Origin of the sequence: Winogradskyella sp. A2 (genome assembly GCF_046762865.1) — a bacterium.
In the GTDB taxonomy this organism is placed as follows: Bacteria; Bacteroidota; Bacteroidia; order Flavobacteriales; family Flavobacteriaceae; genus Winogradskyella.
On the sequence record NZ_JBKQXM010000004.1, the window covers coordinates 122,382 to 143,007 of the forward strand.

19 protein-coding genes are annotated in these 20,626 nt (G+C 33.4%); 15 read left to right on the forward strand and 4 right to left on the reverse strand.

What is annotated here, in order from left to right; translation table 11 throughout:
* Positions 1 to 367: 367 nt before the first annotated feature.
* The 4 genes from ACFWV9_RS09090 (at position 368) to ACFWV9_RS09105 (ending at position 4,221) form a co-directional block, all read left to right on the forward strand.
* A complete protein-coding gene (locus ACFWV9_RS09090; protein ID WP_411894895.1) occupies positions 368 to 1,138 on the forward strand; it encodes a LuxR C-terminal-related transcriptional regulator in 771 nt (256 codons plus the stop codon).
* 246 nt (positions 1,139 to 1,384) lie between these two features.
* Positions 1,385 to 1,894: a hypothetical protein gene (locus ACFWV9_RS09095; protein ID WP_411894896.1), complete on the forward strand. Its 510-nt coding sequence runs from the start codon at positions 1,385 to 1,387 to the stop codon at positions 1,892 to 1,894.
* Between the two features lie 73 nt (positions 1,895 to 1,967).
* Complete coding sequence (gene lpdA / locus ACFWV9_RS09100; RefSeq protein WP_411894897.1) at positions 1,968 to 3,368, forward strand: dihydrolipoyl dehydrogenase; 1,401 nt, start codon at positions 1,968 to 1,970, stop codon at positions 3,366 to 3,368.
* Positions 3,369 to 3,426: 58 nt separating this feature from the next.
* Positions 3,427 to 4,221, forward strand: a complete 795-nt coding sequence (locus tag ACFWV9_RS09105; protein WP_411894898.1) for a hypothetical protein — start codon at positions 3,427 to 3,429, stop codon at positions 4,219 to 4,221.
* A 43-nt stretch (positions 4,222 to 4,264) separates the two neighbouring features.
* Here ACFWV9_RS09105 and ACFWV9_RS09110 read toward each other — a convergent pair whose 3' ends face one another.
* Positions 4,265 to 4,858 (reverse strand): hypothetical protein, encoded by a 594-nt coding sequence (locus ACFWV9_RS09110; protein ID WP_411894899.1) that lies wholly within the window; start codon positions 4,856 to 4,858, stop codon positions 4,265 to 4,267.
* Between the two features lie 259 nt (positions 4,859 to 5,117).
* Here ACFWV9_RS09110 and ACFWV9_RS09115 point away from each other — a divergent pair, with 259 nt between their 5' ends.
* From ACFWV9_RS09115 to ACFWV9_RS09130, 4 genes are all read left to right on the forward strand, one after another.
* The gene (locus tag ACFWV9_RS09115) at positions 5,118 to 5,522 is read left to right on the forward strand and encodes a DUF2721 domain-containing protein (RefSeq protein ID WP_411894900.1); all 405 of its coding nucleotides are present in this window, start codon (positions 5,118 to 5,120) and stop codon (positions 5,520 to 5,522) included.
* Between the two features lie 75 nt (positions 5,523 to 5,597).
* Positions 5,598 to 6,185: an RNA polymerase sigma factor gene (locus ACFWV9_RS09120; protein WP_411894901.1), complete on the forward strand. Its 588-nt coding sequence runs from the start codon at positions 5,598 to 5,600 to the stop codon at positions 6,183 to 6,185.
* Positions 6,169 to 6,342 carry a hypothetical protein gene (locus tag ACFWV9_RS09125; RefSeq protein WP_411894902.1) on the forward strand — a complete coding sequence of 58 codons (174 nt, stop codon included), beginning with the start codon at positions 6,169 to 6,171 and terminating at the stop codon, positions 6,340 to 6,342. Before ACFWV9_RS09120 ends, ACFWV9_RS09125 begins: the two co-directional genes overlap by 17 nt.
* 34 nt (positions 6,343 to 6,376) lie before the next feature.
* Complete coding sequence (locus ACFWV9_RS09130) at positions 6,377 to 7,204, forward strand: mechanosensitive ion channel family protein (protein WP_411894903.1); 828 nt, start codon at positions 6,377 to 6,379, stop codon at positions 7,202 to 7,204.
* 89 nt (positions 7,205 to 7,293) lie between these two features.
* On the opposite strand, the gene ACFWV9_RS09135 is transcribed toward ACFWV9_RS09130, so the two are convergent.
* Both ACFWV9_RS09135 and ACFWV9_RS09140 read right to left on the reverse strand, forming a co-directional pair.
* Positions 7,294 to 8,649 carry a DEAD/DEAH box helicase gene (locus tag ACFWV9_RS09135; RefSeq protein WP_411894904.1) on the reverse strand — a complete coding sequence of 452 codons (1,356 nt, stop codon included), beginning with the start codon at positions 8,647 to 8,649 and terminating at the stop codon, positions 7,294 to 7,296.
* 39 nt (positions 8,650 to 8,688) lie between these two features.
* Complete coding sequence (locus ACFWV9_RS09140) at positions 8,689 to 9,579, reverse strand: aldose 1-epimerase family protein (RefSeq protein ID WP_411894905.1); 891 nt, start codon at positions 9,577 to 9,579, stop codon at positions 8,689 to 8,691.
* A gap of 79 nt (positions 9,580 to 9,658) precedes the next feature.
* Here ACFWV9_RS09140 and ACFWV9_RS09145 point away from each other — a divergent pair, with 79 nt between their 5' ends.
* Positions 9,659 to 10,951: an anthranilate synthase component I family protein gene (locus ACFWV9_RS09145; protein WP_411894906.1), complete on the forward strand. Its 1,293-nt coding sequence runs from the start codon at positions 9,659 to 9,661 to the stop codon at positions 10,949 to 10,951.
* An 8-nt stretch (positions 10,952 to 10,959) separates the two neighbouring features.
* Here ACFWV9_RS09145 and ACFWV9_RS09150 read toward each other — a convergent pair whose 3' ends face one another.
* Positions 10,960 to 11,649: a hypothetical protein gene (locus ACFWV9_RS09150; protein ID WP_411894907.1), complete on the reverse strand. Its 690-nt coding sequence runs from the start codon at positions 11,647 to 11,649 to the stop codon at positions 10,960 to 10,962.
* Between the two features lie 103 nt (positions 11,650 to 11,752).
* Here ACFWV9_RS09150 and tilS point away from each other — a divergent pair, with 103 nt between their 5' ends.
* From tilS to ACFWV9_RS09180, 6 genes are all read left to right on the forward strand, one after another.
* Entirely contained in the window at positions 11,753 to 13,084 is a 1,332-nt protein-coding gene (tilS, locus tag ACFWV9_RS09155; protein ID WP_411894908.1) for a tRNA lysidine(34) synthetase TilS, read from the forward strand.
* Positions 13,081 to 14,703 carry an adenine deaminase gene (gene ade / locus ACFWV9_RS09160; protein WP_411894909.1) on the forward strand — a complete coding sequence of 541 codons (1,623 nt, stop codon included), beginning with the start codon at positions 13,081 to 13,083 and terminating at the stop codon, positions 14,701 to 14,703. The genes tilS and ade overlap by 4 nt, the downstream gene beginning before the upstream one ends.
* A 64-nt stretch (positions 14,704 to 14,767) precedes the next feature.
* Positions 14,768 to 16,651: a CocE/NonD family hydrolase gene (locus ACFWV9_RS09165; protein WP_411894910.1), complete on the forward strand. Its 1,884-nt coding sequence runs from the start codon at positions 14,768 to 14,770 to the stop codon at positions 16,649 to 16,651.
* A gap of 10 nt (positions 16,652 to 16,661) precedes the next feature.
* A complete protein-coding gene (locus ACFWV9_RS09170) occupies positions 16,662 to 17,621 on the forward strand; it encodes a YheT family hydrolase (protein ID WP_411894911.1) in 960 nt (319 codons plus the stop codon).
* Between the two features lie 27 nt (positions 17,622 to 17,648).
* Positions 17,649 to 19,187 (forward strand): YifB family Mg chelatase-like AAA ATPase, encoded by a 1,539-nt coding sequence (locus ACFWV9_RS09175; protein ID WP_411894912.1) that lies wholly within the window; start codon positions 17,649 to 17,651, stop codon positions 19,185 to 19,187.
* 39 nt (positions 19,188 to 19,226) lie between these two features.
* The gene (locus ACFWV9_RS09180; RefSeq protein WP_411894913.1) at positions 19,227 to 20,621 is read left to right on the forward strand and encodes a sodium:solute symporter family protein; all 1,395 of its coding nucleotides are present in this window, start codon (positions 19,227 to 19,229) and stop codon (positions 20,619 to 20,621) included.
* The last annotated feature ends 5 nt before the right edge of the window (positions 20,622 to 20,626 follow it).

Consider the following 20,626-nt stretch of genomic DNA (forward strand, 5'->3'; position numbering starts at 1 on the left):
ACAAAGAATGAAGCGCATTCTTCTTAAAACCCTCAAATGGATCGATATAATTGTAGTTATTTTTTAGGCATCTTTATCTATATTTTCTTTTAATCACACGAAACATTAATTAAAAATATACCCTCTTTTTTATTTAAATCCTATTATGTTTTCTTAAGCACATTTTTTTTTCAAGAATTCGTTGGTGATACTTTTAACATTTATTGGTGGTTTAATATTTGCACAAACATTTTATAAAACGAAATTAACACTACTAATTTCAATTGAGCATGCTATGCATGGTTGCTGGTTATTTACAGTAGTAACGGGAGAAATGCTTGGGTTTCCAACCTAATTTTATTTAACTTTACCAAAAAAGCTATTAATCATGGATTTCAATAACGTAATGGACTTCTATAAGTCCATCTTTAAATCATATGATAAACCTTCCTTAGAAACACATATTAAAAAGATAATCGAGTTAGATAATTATTTACCCTATAGCTCTACATTTTTTTGTGTCACTAACACACAATCACTGAGTTTTGAGTTTGTGAGTAAAAATTTCAATTCGTGTTTGGGGCTAAATTCTGATGAATTAATGGAGAAGGGCATGCGCTATTTTTGGGGCAGAATACATCCAGAAGATATTGATAATTGGCTAAAAGCTTTAAACGAATTAATGGAATTCACTATAGGTAACATTGAGGAAAAGAAAAGGCAAAATGCAAATTATACATGGAACTACAGATTTAAAAATGCAAATGATGTTTATGTCAATATTGTTCAGAATACAACACCTTTAGCATTTGATAGTAAAGGCAAACCTATTATTGGGTTGGCACATTATACTGTACTAGATCCTGGTCTTAAATTAGAAATTTCTGCATCTGCCAAGTTGCTAAATAACAACAAAGAGTATGAAACGGTTTATTTCAATACCTATTCGCAAAAATTATTAAATGGAGGCATTAGCAATAGAGAGAGAGATGTAATTAGGTTACTTATTCAAGATTTGAGTAGTAAAGAAATTTCAAAAAAATTAAATATTAGCTCTCATACGGTAGATACGCATAGGCGAAACATACTTAAAAAATTAAATATCTCATCCACTGGAGAACTAATTGGTATTTTAAAAATGAATCAAAACATTATATAATAATTTAAATTACTCAATTTGAGTATTGTATAACTATTTATTTTGTAGGATATTTACGGTGCTATTAGTTTATTCTTAGGGGAATTAGAAAAAGTGTCATTGATTTAAAATCACTAGACACTTTTTTGATGCTTGAAATCGTACAATCCAGTTTTAAGGATTAGAATACTCAATTTACCATCTTAATTTGGTGTTAAGTTATGGACTTCATGATTAAATATTTAATACCTTTTAAAAAACTTTGTCATGAAACGAATATACTTTTTAAAATCAGCGAGTTTGGGTATTCTAGGTATAACAGGATCCTCTTTGGTATTTGGTCAGAATAGTATTCAGGAAGAACCACCTCAATTAGATAAGGCCTTAGTAAAAGAATTTGTAGGTGCTTCTCACGGCAGGATAGATAGAGTAAAAGTATTAATTAAGGAGCACCCAACATTACTCAATGCTGCCTACGATTGGCGTGCTGGTGATTTTGAAACTGGGCTCGGTGCCGCAAGCCATGTAGGTCATAAAGAACTTGTTAAATTTTTTCTGAATAAAGGCGCTCAAGCAAATATTTTCACCATGGCATTATTTGGTCAGCTAAATATTTTAAAAGCAATGTTAGAGTTTAATCCTTTGCTTTTACATGCCAAGGGTCCACATGGTTATACGTTATTACATCATGCAGAACAAGGTGGAGATGAAGCAATAGAGGTAGCTGAATTTTTAAAATCTGAAGGATTAAAGGAGACCATTATTCGGTTATACTAAGTCTTAATTTTTATTGTCTTACCATAAAACATTTGTATTTTTGTAATCGTTTTTAAACTATCAAAATTACAATATGAAATCATACGATGTTGCAGTTATAGGTTCAGGTCCTGGTGGATATGTTGCCGCGATAAGATGCGCACAATTAGGAATGACAACTGCCCTTATTGAAAAATATTCAACCTTAGGTGGTACTTGTTTAAATGTGGGTTGTATTCCAAGCAAGGCTTTGCTCAGTTCTTCTCATCATTATGAAGAAGCAACTAAACATTTTTCTGATCATGGTATTGATATTCCTGGTGAAATTAAGGTAAATCTCGAAAAGATGATTGCACGTAAACAATCTGTTGTAGATCAAACTACAGGAGGTATTGATTTTTTGATGAAGAAAAATAACATTGATGTTTATGAAGGTTTAGGTTCTTTCATTGATGCGACTCACATTAAAATTGAGGGTAAAGACGCAGGTGAGATTGAAGCTAAAAATATAATTATTGCAACTGGTAGTAAGCCCAGTAACTTACCTTTTATAGAATTAGATAAAGAAAGAATAATTACCTCTACTGAAGCTCTTAAATTAAAAGAGGTGCCAAAACATATGATTGTAATTGGAGGTGGTGTAATTGGTTTAGAATTAGGTCAAGTATATTACAGACTCGGAGCCCAAGTGACTGTCGTGGAATATATGGACAGAATTTTACCTACTATGGACGCAGGTCTATCTAAAGAGTTGAATAAGGTGTTTAAAAAGGCCAAGTGTAAAATGATGATGTCTCATAAGGTACAGTCAGTTGAGAGAAAAGGTGATGAGGTTATTGTAAAAGCAGAAAATAAAAAGGGAGAAATAGTAGAATTTAAAGGCGACTACTGTTTAGTATCTGTAGGACGTAGACCATATACTGATGGATTGAATGCTGAGGCTGCAGGCGTTAAAATTAATGAGCGAGGACAAGTTGAGGTTAATGAACACCTACAAACTTCTGCATCTAATGTATATGCAATTGGTGACGTGGTAAAAGGAGCAATGCTAGCACATAAAGCTGAAGAGGAAGGCGTTTTTGTTGCAGAAACAATAGCTGGTCAGAAACCTCATATAGATTATAACCTTATACCAGGAGTTGTATATACATGGCCTGAAGTTGCTGCGGTTGGTAAGACTGAAGAAGAATTAAAAGCAGAAAAGGTAGAATATAAAGTTGGTCAGTTTCCGTTTAGGGCTTTAGGTAGAGCTAGGGCAAGTGGTGATATTGACGGTTTTGTTAAGATTTTAGCAGATAAGACTACAGATGAAGTATTAGGTGTCCATATGATTGGTGCACGTTGTGCAGATCTAATTGCTGAAGCCGTAACGGCAATGGAATTTAGAGCATCTGCTGAAGATATTTCAAGATACTCACATGCCCATCCAACATTTGCAGAGGCTGTAAAAGAGGCGGCATTGGCTGCAACTGGTAATAGAGCGCTACATGTTTAGTTAAAAAAATAACATATATAAAAGCGAACGATTTGTTCGCTTTTTTTATTTAAAGTCTATGAAAAAATTAAATGTTCTGTTATTATTTCTATTGGCATTATCATGTTCGCCAAAATTAAAAAGCAACGTAATTACTAGTTTTAATCCTTTGGAAAAAGATGATTTAGTAATTGTTTTAAAAATTTCAGATGACCAGCTGATAGAAGGTGATAAAGTTGGTTCAGTCAAAGCTACGGATAATGGTATGTCGGTAAATTGTACCTATTATGAAAATATTAATAGCCTTAAAAAATTAGCCATGCAATCAGGAGCTAATGTTATTAAAATAACCAGACAAAAAATACCAGATAAATGGAGTACCTGCAACAGGTTATGGGCAGATATTTATCGTGTTGACGATCCAAAGTTACTTGAAACACAGATTGAATGGAGCGAGGATAGAAAACTAACTTGGGATGATTTTAAAGGTAAACCAGATCGTGAAAACTACCCAAATGCATTGGCACTAACAAATTCAGGATTTGGTTATGAATCTGGTAACAACATGTTTAAGGAAGGAGAGGTCTTTGTACAAAGTGTTTTTAATACAAATAGCAGTTGGGTTTTACAAGAAGGTCGCACAGATTATGTTTTGAGACATGAGCAGATCCACTTTGATATTACAGAAATATACTCAAGAAAGTTAAGAAAGGAATTAGCTGATGCAAAAGTAACAAGTAGTGAATTACTTCGTGCAAAAACCATATTCGATAAAGTATTCAATGAAATGCAGAAACGTCAGGAAAAATATGATAGAGAAACCGCGAGAGGAGATAAAACGGAAACGCAAGAAAACTGGGAGGCTATTGTTTAAATTGAGCTAGCCAAATATGAATTTTACAAAAGCAATTAATAAACTAGTGTAATTCTGTAATCAAATCATTTATTCTTAGTCTTTTGCTGTAGTCATCTTCATTAATATCCCTAACAAAACAATAGGCAGAAATCTCTTCGTTTTCTACTTTTTTAGATAGTTCTTCGACTTTATATGGACCAAATTCTTCTGATTTTTCAATATAATAGAATTCATGATCATAAATTACGTCACTAGCCTTTCTCTTGTATTTATCTTTGAGATATTCTTTAATGTCTTCTACTGTATTTAGCTCATTTTCATATTCCGTCGTGTTTATGTAGACAGCAAACTCATTTTTGTTTTGATGATTTAGTACAAGAATGTCATCATCTTTAAAATAGGCTTTAACACTAATTAATCCATCTTCTGTTTCAATAGAGAAATTATTTTTAAAATTTAAGTTCCATGAAGTTTTAATAATATTATTTTGCCTTGCTATTTCAAGAATATTATTCTTTCTAAAAGTATAAACTGATTTTTTCTTTGATATACCGTTTACCAATACCCATTTTTGATTGATAAAATGAGTATCATGATGTTCATCAAAATTAAAAGGCTGAAGATTTGGTATTGTATTGTTTAAGTAGTCTTCCATATTAAGCGGTTAAATTTTTCTAGCAAAAGCTAGCCGTTATATTAGATTTTGGAGGAATTTCTTCTAAATTAATAATTCTCTGATATTTTAAATAATCTAAACTGAAATCTTCGATAAATGACCAAATCTTTTCTGTTAATTGTAAAATCGCACCAAAAAACTCGTTCTATTAACATTTTTAGTTAATAACAATTTTAACATATGTTAATTTTATTAAAGATTCACTGTTATTATTGTAATGCTATTTGAATACTGATCAATGGAAGAACTAACTCTAACCACACCTGCATTACTATTTTCTGCAATTTCTTTAGTAATGTTGGCTTATACCAATAGATTTTTGGCTTATGCTGCTGTGATAAGAAACTTAAGTGAAAAGTATAAGGAAAAGAAGGAGCAATCATTGATCAGACAAATAAACAATTTAAAGTTGCGACTTCAATTAACCCGTTGGATGCAGATTTTTGGAATTGCAAGTTTACTTCTTTGTGTTTTAACTATGTTTTTAATTTATATCGATCAGCATATTGTTGCTATATGGATATTTGGTGTGGCCTTGTTGCTGTTAATCTTATCATTAGCATTCTTGATTTGGGAGATTCAGATATCAAGCAAAGCATTAAATCACCACCTAGGAGATATGGAAGAACATATAAGAAAGTAAATAATTAAATTTTTTGTGACCTATTATTTCTATGTGTGTCTTACAAACAACTAACCATATGCTAATAGACAAATTTTGACACCAACGGATGTTCATACCCTAACCGATGAGGCACTCGTAGAGGCAATCGTAAAAGACAACAACACATTGTTGTTCGAGGTGCTATACGATAGGTATGCCTCAATGGTGTATAATAAATGTTATGGATTTGCGAATGGCGTTGATGAAGCCAAAGATTTAACACAAGATGTTTTTTTAAGAGTCTTTGTGAAGCTAGGCAGTTTCAAAGGGAGATCTAAATTTTCAACATGGTTATATGCATTTACTTATAATCATTGTGTTAATTATGTAACCAGAAACACGGCTAAGAAGATTGAGAAAAAGTCGATAAGTTCAGATAGTATTGAAAACATTGGTGAAGATGTCGATTCTACACGCGAATTTCAGAATATGCGAGTAGAAAAATTGAAAAAGGTAATGGAGCTGATTTCACCAGATGAAAAGATGATATTACTACTAAAGTATGAAGACAATTTAACAATTAAAGAATTGTCTGAGGCTTTAGATATTGGAGAAAGCGCAGTAAAGATGCGATTAAAAAGAGCTAAAGAAAAACTAGTACAGAAGTACGAAAATTATACGAAGAATGGAGAATCCATTTAAACACATAAATCAACCTTTAAAAGAGGTGCCTGCAGAACTTAAAAGTAAAGTTATGCATGATATTGCCATGGCAAAATTGTTTATGGAATTAGCAGAATTATTTTCGTATAATCTTGGCTATATCATAGATAGTGTTAGCAAAAACAGAAAAGAATAATACTTAATAAACCCTAACTATAAATCTTATTAGTATGGAAAAAATGACAGAATTTAAAGAAGTAATGCTTAAATCATTAACATCAATGTGGATGGAAATAACAAATGTTTTTCCTAACATAATTGGTGCATTAGTTGTATTTCTAGTTGGATGGATAATCACTAAAATAATTGTAAGAGTTATTAAAAAGGTGCTCAAACTTGCGAAGGTTGACAAGTTAGATGATAAGCTTAACGAAATTGAAATTATTGAAGGAAAAGAGCTAAACTTCGATACCGTGAAAATCATCTCCAATTTTGTGAAATGGTTAATGTACATAGTACTGTTAATTACCGCATCAGATATTTTGGGCTTAGAAATAATATCTACTCAAATAAGTGAATTACTAGGTTATTTGCCACAACTATTTGCAGCACTATTAATTTTCACCCTAGGTCTCTTATTTGCCAATTTTGTAAAAAATGGCTTAAAATCTCTCTTTGAATCAATGGACTTGTCGGGTGGTAAAATGATAAGTCAAGCTGTGTTCTTTTTGTTATTGACATTTATTTCAATTACAGCACTTAATCAGGCAGGTATTGACACAGCTATCATTACCAATAATATTAATATGATTATAGCTGCGTTTCTTTTAGCATTTGCTATAGCCTTTGGGTTAGGTGCTAAAGAAGTGGTAGGGAAATTGCTAAAATCATTCTATGCACGCAAAACTTATGAGGTTGGCCAGAAAATCGAATTCAACAAAAAGAAATATAAGGTTGAGGCAATAGAAGGTATTTCAATTAAACTTAAAAATGATGATGGAATATTAATTGTTCCTATTAATGAAATAGTAGAAAATCAAGTACAATTGCAGGACTAACTATAAGGTTAGGGTTATAGATTTTATATTATATAAAATGTAGTCCTGCAGTACTTGAGATATAAAACCTCTTCATTTTTAAGAGGTTTTTACTTTCTACGCTTATTTTTGCGGTTGTAGTTCTTGTCACCTCTCGTTTTAGGTTTCTTATATTTTTTTGATACTTCCCTTCTATAAGATCCTCCAAGATTAATCTTTTGGTTCTTTTCCTTTTTTTCATGAAATGCAGGTCCAGGTTCATCGTCAGTACGTCGCTTTATTGGATTGTGACGTTCTTTAATTATATCGCGCTCTTCTTCTATCAGTTCTGTCGAAATCTCAATAGTCTCAGGTATTTCTATAACATCAATAGCCATTTGCATTAATGATTCAATGTCTTCGCGTGAAGATTGTTCTTTTTCAGTAGATAACAGTATAGTTTGACCTTGTTTCTCAGCTCTACCAGTCCTGCCAATTCTATGCATATAGTTTTCTGGATATTCTGGTGTGTCAAAATTAATCACATGAGAAACGTCGTCTATATCCAAGCCACGAGCCATAACATCTGTAGCAACTAACAATCTATGTTGACCTTCCCTAAACTGTTCAATACTTCTTAAGCGATAATTTTGCGTTTTATTAGAATGGATAACACAACATTCTCCCGGAAATAACTCCTCCAAGTTTTCAAACAGGCGATCGGCCATTTTCTTATAAGCTACAAATATTAAAACTCTAGAAAAATTGTCCCTGTTTTTAAGCAAAGCTTCTAATAAATTTAGTTTGGTATAAAAGTTTGGGACATTGTACCTTGATTGGTTTATGTTATGCAATGGTGTACCTGAAACAGCAATTTGAACTTTTTGGGGATTGATGAAGAATTCTTTAATCAGAGTGTCAACCTCATTAGTCATAGTCGCAGAAAACATAATATTCTGTCTGCGTTCGGGTAGAATATCAAATATATTCATTAGTTGATGCCTAAACCCAAGGTCTAGCATAACGTCTACCTCATCAATAACTAATTTTTGAATAGATTTTAACTGTAATACTCTACTAACTGCCAAATCATATAATCTGCCAGGAGTTGCTACAATAATATCAAGTCCTTGTGCTACAGCCTGTTTTTGAGTATTGATGTTGGTGCCACCATAAACACCTAAGACACGATTATTAATGTACTTTGAAAGTTTTTCAATTTCATTCACTACTTGTACAACAAGCTCTCTGGTTGGCACCAAAATTAAAACTCTTGGATTATCTTGTTTGGAGAATTTGAGATTACGGAGTATTGGCAGCATATAGGCAAAGGTTTTACCAGTACCCGTTTGTGCTATACCTACTAGGTCTTTACCAGATGCAACAACACTAAATGCTTCTGATTGTATAGGTGTTGGCTGTTCAAACCCCAAGTCATCTAAGGCATTGTATAATGGCGTATTAAGATTTAAATCTCTAAATGTCACTTTTAAGAATTTGGGACAAAGCTACCATTAAATAATTTCTTAGACTAAATGACTCTTAGCTATTTCTATAGTATAACTGGCATTAAAGGACTTATTATTCTCTAATAAAATGATTCCTTCTTTGTCCTCAATCTTTTGATTAGTATTTTCATGATCTGCAATTCCAAGCCATGGTTCAATACAAACGTAGGGAGCTTTTGGTTTTGCCCAAATACCCAAGTATTCAAAGTCTTTAAAAGTCACGGAAAGCAAGTTGCCTTTGTCCTTGTGTTTAAGATAAACCTTTCGAGATTTTAAATCTTTAAATATAAGTGCGTCATTATCAAATAGGGTATCGCTTAAATTAATTCGATTTTCATCAGAAAAAACAGAGATGGTCTTATCCGTTAATAGGCCATTGGATATATTTAACAAATATGATTTACTTGTTTCTAGGGCTTCAAACTCCAGAAAGTAATCATTATAGTTTTCGTCCTTTTCAAATGAGCAATTAAATGCAGGATGACCACCTAATGAGAAATACATTGGTTTAGAGTCAAGATTCAACACTTCGTGATTGACTTTTAAAAAATTCTCCTTCAATTGATATTTCAAATTAAACTGAAATTTGAATGGATAAATTTTAGATAATTCTTCACTAGATTCTAATCGAAATTTCACCATATCACTAGTCTGCTCAACGACTTCAACATTATTATTATGCCGAACAAAACCATGCTTTGGCATATTATACTTTAACCCGTTGTAGAAGTACGTGTTATTTTTCATGCAACCAATTATTGGAAATAAAACTGGAGCATGGCTTCCCCAAATATCAGGGTCTGCCTGCCAAACAAACTCTTTATTATTCAAAGTAGATTTTATACTGCATAGCTCGGCACCTTTACGTTTAATACCTACATTTAAAAGGTGGTTCTTTAGTAATATCATAATGTTATTTTTAAGAAACATACAAAACTAATGAGATTAAAAAGTATTCCGTTATTTTTACCATCTATAATTTTTAGTATTGAGAACAAAGGTTTTTCATCACGTATCAAATCCTCAACTATTTAAACAAAAACTACTTTTGTGGAGCCAAGCTTACCATGAAATAGTTTGGTTAGATTCCAATGAATACGAGGGTAAATATGACAATTATGATGCAGTCCTAGCAGTTGATGCATTTACAAGTATTAAAACAGATTTTTTTAATGCTTTTGAAGATTTAGAAGAATATCGATCCTCAACTTCCGATTGGATATTTGGTTATTTAACTTACGATTTAAAGAACTCTATAGAAGAGCTGATTTCTAAAAATTATGATGGTTTAGGGTTTTCAGATTTATATTTTTTTCAACCAAAGAAATTGTTTTTGCTTAAAGGTGACAAAGTAGAGATTCTGTATTTGAATATTGTAGATGATGAATTAGAGACTGATCTCATGGAAATAGAAAAAACCGAATTGATTGAGTCAAAACATTCAGACGAACCAATTAAAATAAAACTAAGGATTCATAAGGATGAATACTTTGACAAGGTAAACCAGATGTTAGGTCATATTCAGCACGGAGATATTTATGAGGCGAATTTTTGTCAGGAGTTTTACTCTGAAAATTGTACGATTCATCCATTAGATACATTTAGAAAGCTCAACAATATATCAAAACCACCTTTTGCAACCTTCCTTAAAATTGAAGACAAATATTTAATGTCCGCGACTCCTGAGCGCTATATTAAAAAAGAAGGAAGCAAAGTAATTTCCCAACCAATTAAGGGTACTGCAAGGCGTTCTGTAAATTTTAATGAAGATCAAAAACTTGCTCGAGAACTTAGTGATGATGAAAAGGAACGTAGTGAAAATATAATGATTGTAGATTTGGTTAGAAATGATTTATCACACACAGCAAAAAGAGGTTCCGTAAAGGTTGAAGAACTTTGTAAGGTGTATTCTTTTTTACAAGTTCATCAAATGATTTCTACAATATCATCTGAAGTTACTGAGGGCATTTCTCCGATAGAAATTTTAAAAACAACCTTCCCAATGGGAAGCATGACTGGTGCTCCAAAGATTTCTGCAATGAAAATAATTGAAGCTATAGAAGAAACAAAACGTGGTCTATACTCTGGTTCAGTTGGTTACTTTAAGCCGAATGGAGATTTTGACTTTAATGTAATAATAAGAAGCATATTGTATAATTCAACAAAGCAATATGTGTCATATTCTGTGGGTAGCGCCATTACTGCAAAAAGCGATCCTCTTAAAGAATACGAAGAATGCTTGGTCAAAGCCAAGGCTATGCGAGAAGTACTCGAAAACTAAAGCATAGATTACTCTAAATGACTTCTGAAGCTCTTTTTAACTTTATCGAAAATAAGCTCTACACGATCTTTAGTAATATGCTTTATTTTGGAAATATCATCAAAATCTAAATTTCCAAAGATGTATAAATCTACAATGTTTGATATATTAATAGGTAACCAACTGTAGAATCTACCGAAAACTTTTGGTGATTCACTAGGAGATAGGTTTTCTAGTTCAAAAGCTCTTAACATAGATGCTTCTTTGTCCTCATACAAATAAAGGTGATTGCCATGGTCTTGATGGTATGAAATATCATTTAACTCAGTATTTAAAATCAAGTCAAGGTCTCCATCAACAGTAAAGTCTTCACCCAATCTAGAAAGTTCATCATTTAGTATAGAATTGGTGCTTATGGTTTTTTTGTGGTAAGCTTCTTTCTTGAACAACTCATTCATGTAATTGTCAACCAATTTGAAAAGTTCAAGCTTTACAGCCATTCGTTCAGCTTCAATGTTAAACCCTTGAGTGTATAGCTCTATTATACTTTCGTCTATAATGCCATTAGATGAATACATATTTTTTGGTAAAATGCCTGTAGTTTCAGCAATATATATTCTGTGCTTAACATAAGGATGTAAATGTGGCACTGCAGACAAGACCTTTTTATCAAAAGTAGTCTGAGCAGATTTTGACGTTAATTCTTTGAATGTACTCATGACCTTATTTTTTTAATGTTTTTTAAAGCTATTAATATTGCTTTGCAAATACTATGACAATTGTCATTTTACAGTATTTTACGATTGTAAGACCTGCTCATTATTGTATATTTACGATATGCAAATGGCCTTTAATGAATATACGAAAAAGCACCTAGACTTTCTGTTAAATTCTAGAATTATTGTTGCGGTTTCCGGTGGATTGGATAGCGTTGTATTAGCGTATTTATGTCACCAATTAGGCCTTAATATTGCATTAGCGCATTGTAATTTTAATTTAAGGGAAAAAGAAAGTGATGCTGATGAGGAATTTGTTTTAGAGCTTGCGGATCAGTTAAATGTAGAGGTGTTCGTTCAGAATTTTGATACCAATGCCTATGCAGAAGATAATAAAACCTCTATACAGATGGCAGCTAGAGAATTGCGTTATGATTGGTTCTATGAACTTGCTGATCAGTTAAATTTTGACTACATACTCACAGCACACCATGCTGATGACAATCTCGAAACATTCCTTATAAACTTTACGCGAGGGACTGGATTAAAAGGTCTCAAAGGAATTCCAGTTGTAAATGATAAGGTAGTGAGGCCATTTTTAAGTTTTTCAAGAGAAGATATTGAAACATATGCAAGAGAGAACCACCTAACTTGGAGAGAAGATAGTAGCAACTCATCACGGAAGTATCTTAGAAACAAATTAAGGCACGAAATTGTCCCAATTTTGAAGGAAATAAACCCACAGTTATTAGAAAGTTTTCAAGTTACTTTAGAAAATCTCAATGATACGGCAGATATTGTTGCAGAAAGCCTAAATGCTGTTGCAAAAAGAGCAATTGTTGAAATCAATGAAGAAGGTATAACATATAAAGTTTCTGAGTTTAAGAAAGTAAATAATTCAAGGGCTTATTTATTTGAAATGTTCAAGGATTATGGTTTTACGGAATGGAATGATGTAGAAGGATTGTTGGATGCTGAAACTGGCAAGTATGTGTCTTCCCATTCACATCGTTTAACTAAACATCGCGAATTTTTAATTCTTACTGAAGTTAATCCATCTAAGGATTGTAAGTCTTCAATCCCTATTACCAAAAATGACAAGCAGATTGATACTTCAATAGGTCAATTAAATTTTGAAGAGGTTGTATCTGGTGAAGAAAATACCAAATCCAAAATTTATATAGACAAGTCTCGATTACATTTTCCTTTATTATTAAGACCTTGGCAAAAAGGCGATATCTTTTATCCTTTGGGTATGAAGGGCAAAAAAAAAGTGAGTAAGTACTTAAAGGATGAGAAACTAACACCAGCTCAAAAAGAAAAAACTTGGATATTAGAATCTGATGGAAAAATAGTTTGGGTAATTGGTATGAGGGCAGATGATAGGTTTAAGATTAGCGAATCCTCAAGTGAATTTTTTAAAATTGAATTGCTTTGATTCTAAGAGGTAACATAGTAGATGTTCTGAACAAGCGAATTTTTAAAGGTGAAATAAGCATTGAAAATGGCAAGATCTCCAATATCATTGAAAAAAATTGTTCTGAAGACCATTTTATAATGCCAGGTTTCATAGATGCACATATTCATATTGAAAGCTCTATGTTAGTACCTTCAGAATTTGCTAAAGTAGCAGTATGTCACGGTACAGTAGCTACTGTTTCAGACCCACACGAAATTGCTAATGTGTTAGGCACAAAAGGTGTTGAGTTTATGATTGAAAATGGCAAGCAAACACCATTTAAGTTCAATTTTGGAGCACCTTCCTGCGTCCCAGCAACGAGCTTTGAATCTGCAGGAGCTGTAATTGATTCTGAGGGCATTAAAAACCTAATAACCAATCCAGATATTAAATATTTGGCAGAAATGATGAATTACCCTGGCGTTATTTTCAATGATGAAGAGGTTATAAAAAAGATAGAATGGGCAAAACATTTCAATAAACCAATTGATGGACATGCGCCAGGACTAAGAGGTGATGATTTAAGTAAATATATTGAAGCAGGCATAAGTACCGATCATGAGTGTTTTACATATGAAGAAGGATTAGAGAAACTACAAAAAGGTATGAAGGTGCTAATTAGAGAGGGTAGTGCTGCTAAAAACTTCAATGCTCTAATAGACCTTGTAGATGAGTATTTTGAAATTATGATGTTTTGTAGTGATGATAAACATCCTGATGATTTATTACTAGGTCATATTAATCAGCTTTGTGCACGTGCGATTGCTTTGGGAAAAGATGTGTTTAAAGTGCTTCAAATGGCTTGCATCAATCCAATAAGGCATTATAATCTAGATGTTGGCATGCTCCAAGTTGGAGACTATGCTGATTGTATTGTCATTGAAGATTTGAAAGATTTTAGAACTCTTCAAACTTATATCAATGGCGAATTGGTTTATGATAATGGTGCTTCCAAAATAAATGATGCCCAATTTAAAAATCTCAATAACTTTAATACGGACAAAAAAGAAGTTGCTGACTTCAGATTAGAATCAAATTCAGATAAAATTAGAGTTATTGAGTGCTTAGATGGCGAGCTGATTACCAATGAGCTTATTGAAAATTCAACAATAATTGATGATAATTTAGTTTCTAATATAGAAACGGATATTCTGAAGATGACTGTTGTAAATCGTTATAAAAACGATAAACCTGCGATTGCTTTTATAAAGAATTTCGGTCTTAAAGAAGGTGCAATAGCATCGTCTGTGGGGCACGATTCCCATAATATCATTGCAGTAGGTACAACAGATGAATCTATTTGTAAGGCAGTTAATCTTATCATAGAACATAGAGGTGGTATTTGTGCTATATCTAGTAAGGAAAGTAAAATTTTGCCACTTCCAGTTGCTGGTATTATGAGTGATAAGGACGCCGAAACTATAGGTAAAGACTATCATCAATTGGATGTAATGGCAAAATCCTTGGGAAGTAAATTAAACGCACCTTATATGAGTTTGTCCTTTATGGCACTTTTAGTTATTCCATCACTTAAGCTTTCTGATAAAGGTCTGTTTAATGGAAATAATTTTGAATTTTCCAATTTGGAAGTCTCTTAACATTTTCTTCTAAAAATTATAGTTCCAAACAACTATCTTTAACGTTTCAAAAACCAACCTTGTTATGCTAAAAAGAATACTCCTTATTGCCGTATTGGCAGTTACCTTCACGAGTTGTAAAAAAGTAAAGAAATCCGTTACCGTAGGCAATGTAAAAATTGAAATCGAAGATAACTACGCAAAAGAAAATTACACTAAAAAAGAGGTAATGATAGAAATGCGTGATGGCATTAAACTTCACACCACGATATATTCACCAAAGGATACATCAAAGGATTATCCTATTTTAATGATGAGAACACCTTACAGCTGTAGACCTTATGGTGAAGATGAATTTAAAACTAAAGTTGGGCCAAACAAATATTTAATGGAAGAGGGGAATATCATGGTATATCAAGATGTTCGAGGTCGTTGGAACAGTGAAGGTATTTATGATAATATGAGGGCGTATATCCCAAATAAAACGGGTAATCAAACAGATGAAGCGAGTGATACGTATGATACTATTGAATGGTTGATTAATAATGTTGAGAATAATAATGGAAATGTGGGTACTTATGGTATTTCGTATCCAGGTTTTTATGCCACTTATTCTTTATTAGATGCACATCCAGCGCTTAAGGCCGTTTCACCACAAGCCTGTATTGGAGATTTCTTTTTTGATGACTTTTACCATAATGGTGCGTATTTATTAAGTTATTGGAGAGCAACATCCGTTTTTGGCTATATGAAGGATTATTCAACTACGGAATCTTGGTATGAATTTCCAGATATTGGTACAGAAGACCAGTACCAATTTTTCTTGGATAATATGCCTCTAAGTAAATTAGATAAGTATTACGATGAGGATAATGTATTTATGGAGCAATTAAAAACTCATGTTAATTATGATGAGTTTTGGCAGAGTAGAGGAATTATTCAGCATTTAAAGGACATTAAACCAGCAACAATGATTGTTGGTGGACAATTTGATGCAGAAGATTTATACGGTCCTTATAATACTTACGAAAGTATAGAAAAGAATAGCGACAATTATAATACGGTTGTTTTTGGACCATGGAGCCATGGGGATTGGGCAAGAAATAAAGAAAGACAGGTTATAGGAAACATCCATTTTGGAGATAGTATTTCGGATTATTTTCAGAAGAATATTGAAACTAAATTCTTTAATCATTTTCTAAAGGGTGAAGCTAATGGAGAAACTGGTTTGGCTGAAGCACATATGTTTGATACTGGTAAAAAAGAATGGCAAACGTTTGATTCTTGGCCTCCGGCAGACACAACAAACGAAAGTTATTTTATGCAACCTGACGCAAGTTTATCACAACAGGCAACACGAAATATGGCTTCTTCAGACTTTATTAGTGATCCTAAAAAGCCAGTGCCATATTCGGAAGATATTAAAGTCGTTTTTACACCACGTAAATTCATGACGGACGATCAGCGTTTTGCATCGAGACGACCAGATGTACTGACCTTTGAAACTGAAATTTTAGAAGAGGATATGACCTTGGCTGGTGATATATTAGCAAAGCTAAATGTATCTACAACAGGTACTGCTGCTGATTGGATTGTAAAAGTGGTTGATGTATTTCCTGCAGATATTGAAAATACTGATGATGTGCAAGATCATCTTAAGCTAAGTAATTATCACATGTTAGTGAGAAGTGAGACGCTTCGTGGTCGTTTTAGAAATAGTATGTCAAATCCTGAACCATTTGTACCAAATCAGAAAACAGCTGTAAATTTAGAATTGCAAGATGTATTTCATACGTTTAAAAAGGGCCATAAAATACAAGTGCAAGTACAAAGCACGTTCTTCCCATATATAGATGCTAATCCGCAAACCTATGTGGATAATATCTTTGAAGCTAAAGAAGAAGACTTTAAAGCACAAACACACAAGGTTTTCAACGATTCTGCAATAGAATTTACTGTATTAAAATAAAGCGTTTAGCATGCCTGTAATAGAGTCTAATTATAAACCACCATTTTGGGCAAAGAAGAGTTTTGTGTCAACGGTATTCTCTGGCTTAGCCAGACAAGTCAAAGGTCTGGAACAAACAAGAGAACGTATAGATCTTACAGATGGTGATTTTTTAGATTTAGATTGGAGTTATGCAAACAAACCGTCTAATAGAGTAATAATCTTATTGCATGGTTTAGAGGGCCATGCGCAAAGACCCTATGTAACTGGTCCTGCAAAGTTATTCAATGACAATGACGTCGATGCCTGTGCTGTAAATTTTAGAGGATGTAGTGGTGAGCCAAACAAGCTATACCGCAGTTATCATTCTGGTGCAACAGAGGATTTAGAGGCAGTTATCAATCATATTTTGTCCTTAAATAGATATCAAAGTATTTACATAAAGGGCATTAGTTTAGGAGCAAATATGGCGTTAAAGTATGCTGGTGAAAGAGAAAAAACTCCAAAAGAGTTAAAGGCAATTATAGCGGTTTCTGCACCTTGTGATTTAAAAGGATCTTGTGATGAATTACTGAGTTTAAAAAACAAACACTATGCAATTCGTTTTTTAGATCATTTAAAAAAGAAACTAAAACCCAAATTAAATCAATTTCCTGAAAGACTATCTGTTACAGATTTTAACTCAATTAAAAGTTTAATAGACTTTGATCATGTGTATACATCAAAAGCACATGGGTTTGTAGATGCTTTTGACTATTATAATAAAGCGAGTAGCGCACAATTTTTATCAAATATTAAGGTACCTTCATTAGTATTAAACGCACTGAATGATTCGTTTTTATCACCTGAGTGTTACCCTGTAAAAGAGGCTAAACAAAATCCTAATCTGTATTTAGAAATGCCAAAATATGGAGGTCATGTTGGGTTTATAGATAAGAACAATATTTACTATAATGAGCAGCGCGCTTTAGATTTTGTAAATGAAACTTAATTTGTAGTTTTAGGCAAATTAATATCTATGCTCAAAAAAATATTTGGAAGTGCCGTTTTTGGTGTTGAAGCCACAACAATTACGGTTGAGGTTAATGTTGACAAAGGAATTGGTTATCATTTAGTAGGTCTTCCAGATAATGCCATAAAAGAAAGCAACTACCGTATTGCTGCAGCACTTCAGAATAATGGATACCGTATTCCTGGTAAAAAAATAACTATAAATATGGCGCCAGCGGATCTTCGAAAGGAAGGTTCTGCGTACGATCTTACACTCGCTATAGGTATTCTTGCGGCATCAAATCAAATTAAGGCTGAGAGCCTTGAGGACTATCTTATTATGGGTGAATTGTCCTTAGATGGGAGTTTACAGCCAATTAAAGGTGCTTTACCAATTGCTGTAAAAGCTAGAGAAGAAGGGTTTAAAGGATTTATACTTCCAAATCAAAATGCTAAGGAGGCAGCAATTGTTAATGACTTAAAGGTATATGGTGTTGACAATATCACCGAAGTTATCAATCACTTTGATAAAGGTGAATTAATTGAAGAAGTTGTAGTCAATACCAGAGAAGAATTTTATAAAAATCTCGATTTTCCTGAATTTGATTTTGCAGATGTCAAAGGCCAAGAAAGTATTAAGCGCTGTATGGAGATTGCAGCAGCCGGTGGACATAATATCATACTTATTGGGCCTCCAGGTTCTGGTAAAACCATGTTAGCTAAACGATTGCCAAGTATTATGCCACCAATGACGCTACACGAGGCATTGGAAACTACCAAAATACATTCTGTTGTGGGTAGAGTACAAGCTCACGCTGGCCTTATGGCACAACGTCCTTTTAGAAGTCCACATCATACCATTTCTAATGTTGCCTTGGTTGGTGGCGGAAGTTATCCGCAACCCGGTGAAATCTCCTTGTCTCATAATGGTGTATTATTTTTAGATGAATTACCAGAATTTAAACGCGAAGTTTTGGAAGTAATGCGTCAACCTTTGGAAGATAGGGAAGTCACTATATCCAGAGCAAAGTTTACTGTGACCTATCCATCTTCTTTTATGCTTGTAGCAAGCATGAATCCGAGTCCAGGAGGTTACTTTAATGATCCTGATGCGCCTGTAACTTCTAGTCCTGCTGAGATGCAACGCTATCTGAGTAAAATCTCTGGTCCATTGTTAGATCGTATTGATATTCATATTGAAGTGACTCCTGTACCTTTTGAAAAACTTTCAGATGATAGAAAAGGTGAATCTTCGGTACAAATTAGAGAACGTGTCACCAAGGCAAGGGATATTCAAACCAGTCGTTTTAAAGCTTTAGAAAATGTGCATTATAATGCACAGATGAATACTAAGCAAATAAGAGAATATTGTAAGCTTGATGAAGCTTCACTTCAATTACTCAAATCTGCTATGGAACGCTTAAATTTATCTGCAAGAGCATATGATAGAATCCTAAAGGTAGCTAGAACTATTGCAGATTTAGAAGGTTCCGATTCTGTTTCTGGACCTCATATTAGTGAAGCCATTCAATACCGTAGTTTGGATCGAGAAGGCTGGTTGGGGTAAAATGAATTACATAACACAAAAAATTTTGATATATCTAAAATGGTAAACTTCTTTATAATATTTTACTTGTCCATTACCCTTGTCATTGGATTTTGGGCCTCAAAAAAAATAAAATCTGCAGGTGATTTTGCACTTGCTGGAAAAAGTTTGTCTACTCTTTTAGTCGCCGTTACGCTGTTTGCCACGTGGTTTGGGAGCACTCAAATTATGGGAAACCCAGGATATTTTATTACTGATGGTTTTTCGTCTTATATAACCCTCGTGTTATCAGGAGGATTTTGTTTAGTTATTGTTGGCCAATTCTATGCTCGTAAGTTGTATCGGATGAACATCGTTACCATAAACGATTTCTTTAAGGTACGTTATAACAAAACGCTCGAAACGGTTTCTTCAATATTAATGGTACTCTCTTATCCGCATTGGATAGCTGCTCAATTTGTTGCTTTAGCGTACTTGTTTAATACGGTAATGGGTATTCCCTTTCAATATGGTATTATATTGGGTGCTTCTATCGTAGTTTTCTATACTTACATTGGTGGTATGTGGGCTGTAGCCTATACGGACATGGTACAGAGCGTCATGATTCTCTTGGGTTTATTCATATTATTATTTCAGGTTCTTGATGAAACCGGTGGGATTACTGCAATTTTTAAGAATCAACCCAACGAATTTTACCATTTAACGCCAGATGGTGGTTTGGATGAATGGTCAGATTATATTGCACTGTTATTGGCATTTACAGCAGGTGCAATTCCTGTTCAGGAAATTTACCAAAGAGTATTTTCTGCAAAGAATGAAAGAACGGCCCGACATGGCCTTTTCTTAGGCGCTTTTTTAATGGTTTTAATACCTAGTATTCCTTTAATCATTGGATTGGGAGGTGTACAATTATATCCGGAGCTACTAGAAAACGGCAATAGTCAAGATATTATCCCAACACTGGTTAAAACTATGACTACTATACCAGTTCAGATACTATTTTATGGCGCTATGATTTCAGCAATACTAAGCACCTCAAGTGGCGCTATGTTGGCACCTGCAACGGTGATTGCTGAAAATTTGATCAAACCAAATGTGAAGACCCTTTCCGATAAAAAATTACTGCGATTTACAAGATTAAGTGTTGTTTTGGTAGCCATTGTTTCTTGTTATTTCGCATTTGACAACTCCGATATTGTTGGATTAGTGGAGGCTTCTTTGAGTTTAATTTTAGTATGTCTTTTTGCACCATTTACTTTTGGTTTATTCTGGAACAAAGCATCAGTAAAAGGGGCATGGGCAGCTGTTATTTTTGGAGGCTTAACGTGGTTTTGTTGCTATATTTTTGAAACAAGACTAGATGCGACAATTTATGGAACCGTAATAAGTTGTTTTTGTATGGTCATTGTGAGTCTGATATATCCGGATAAAAAAGGCAAAACTGATATCGAATAGTAAAA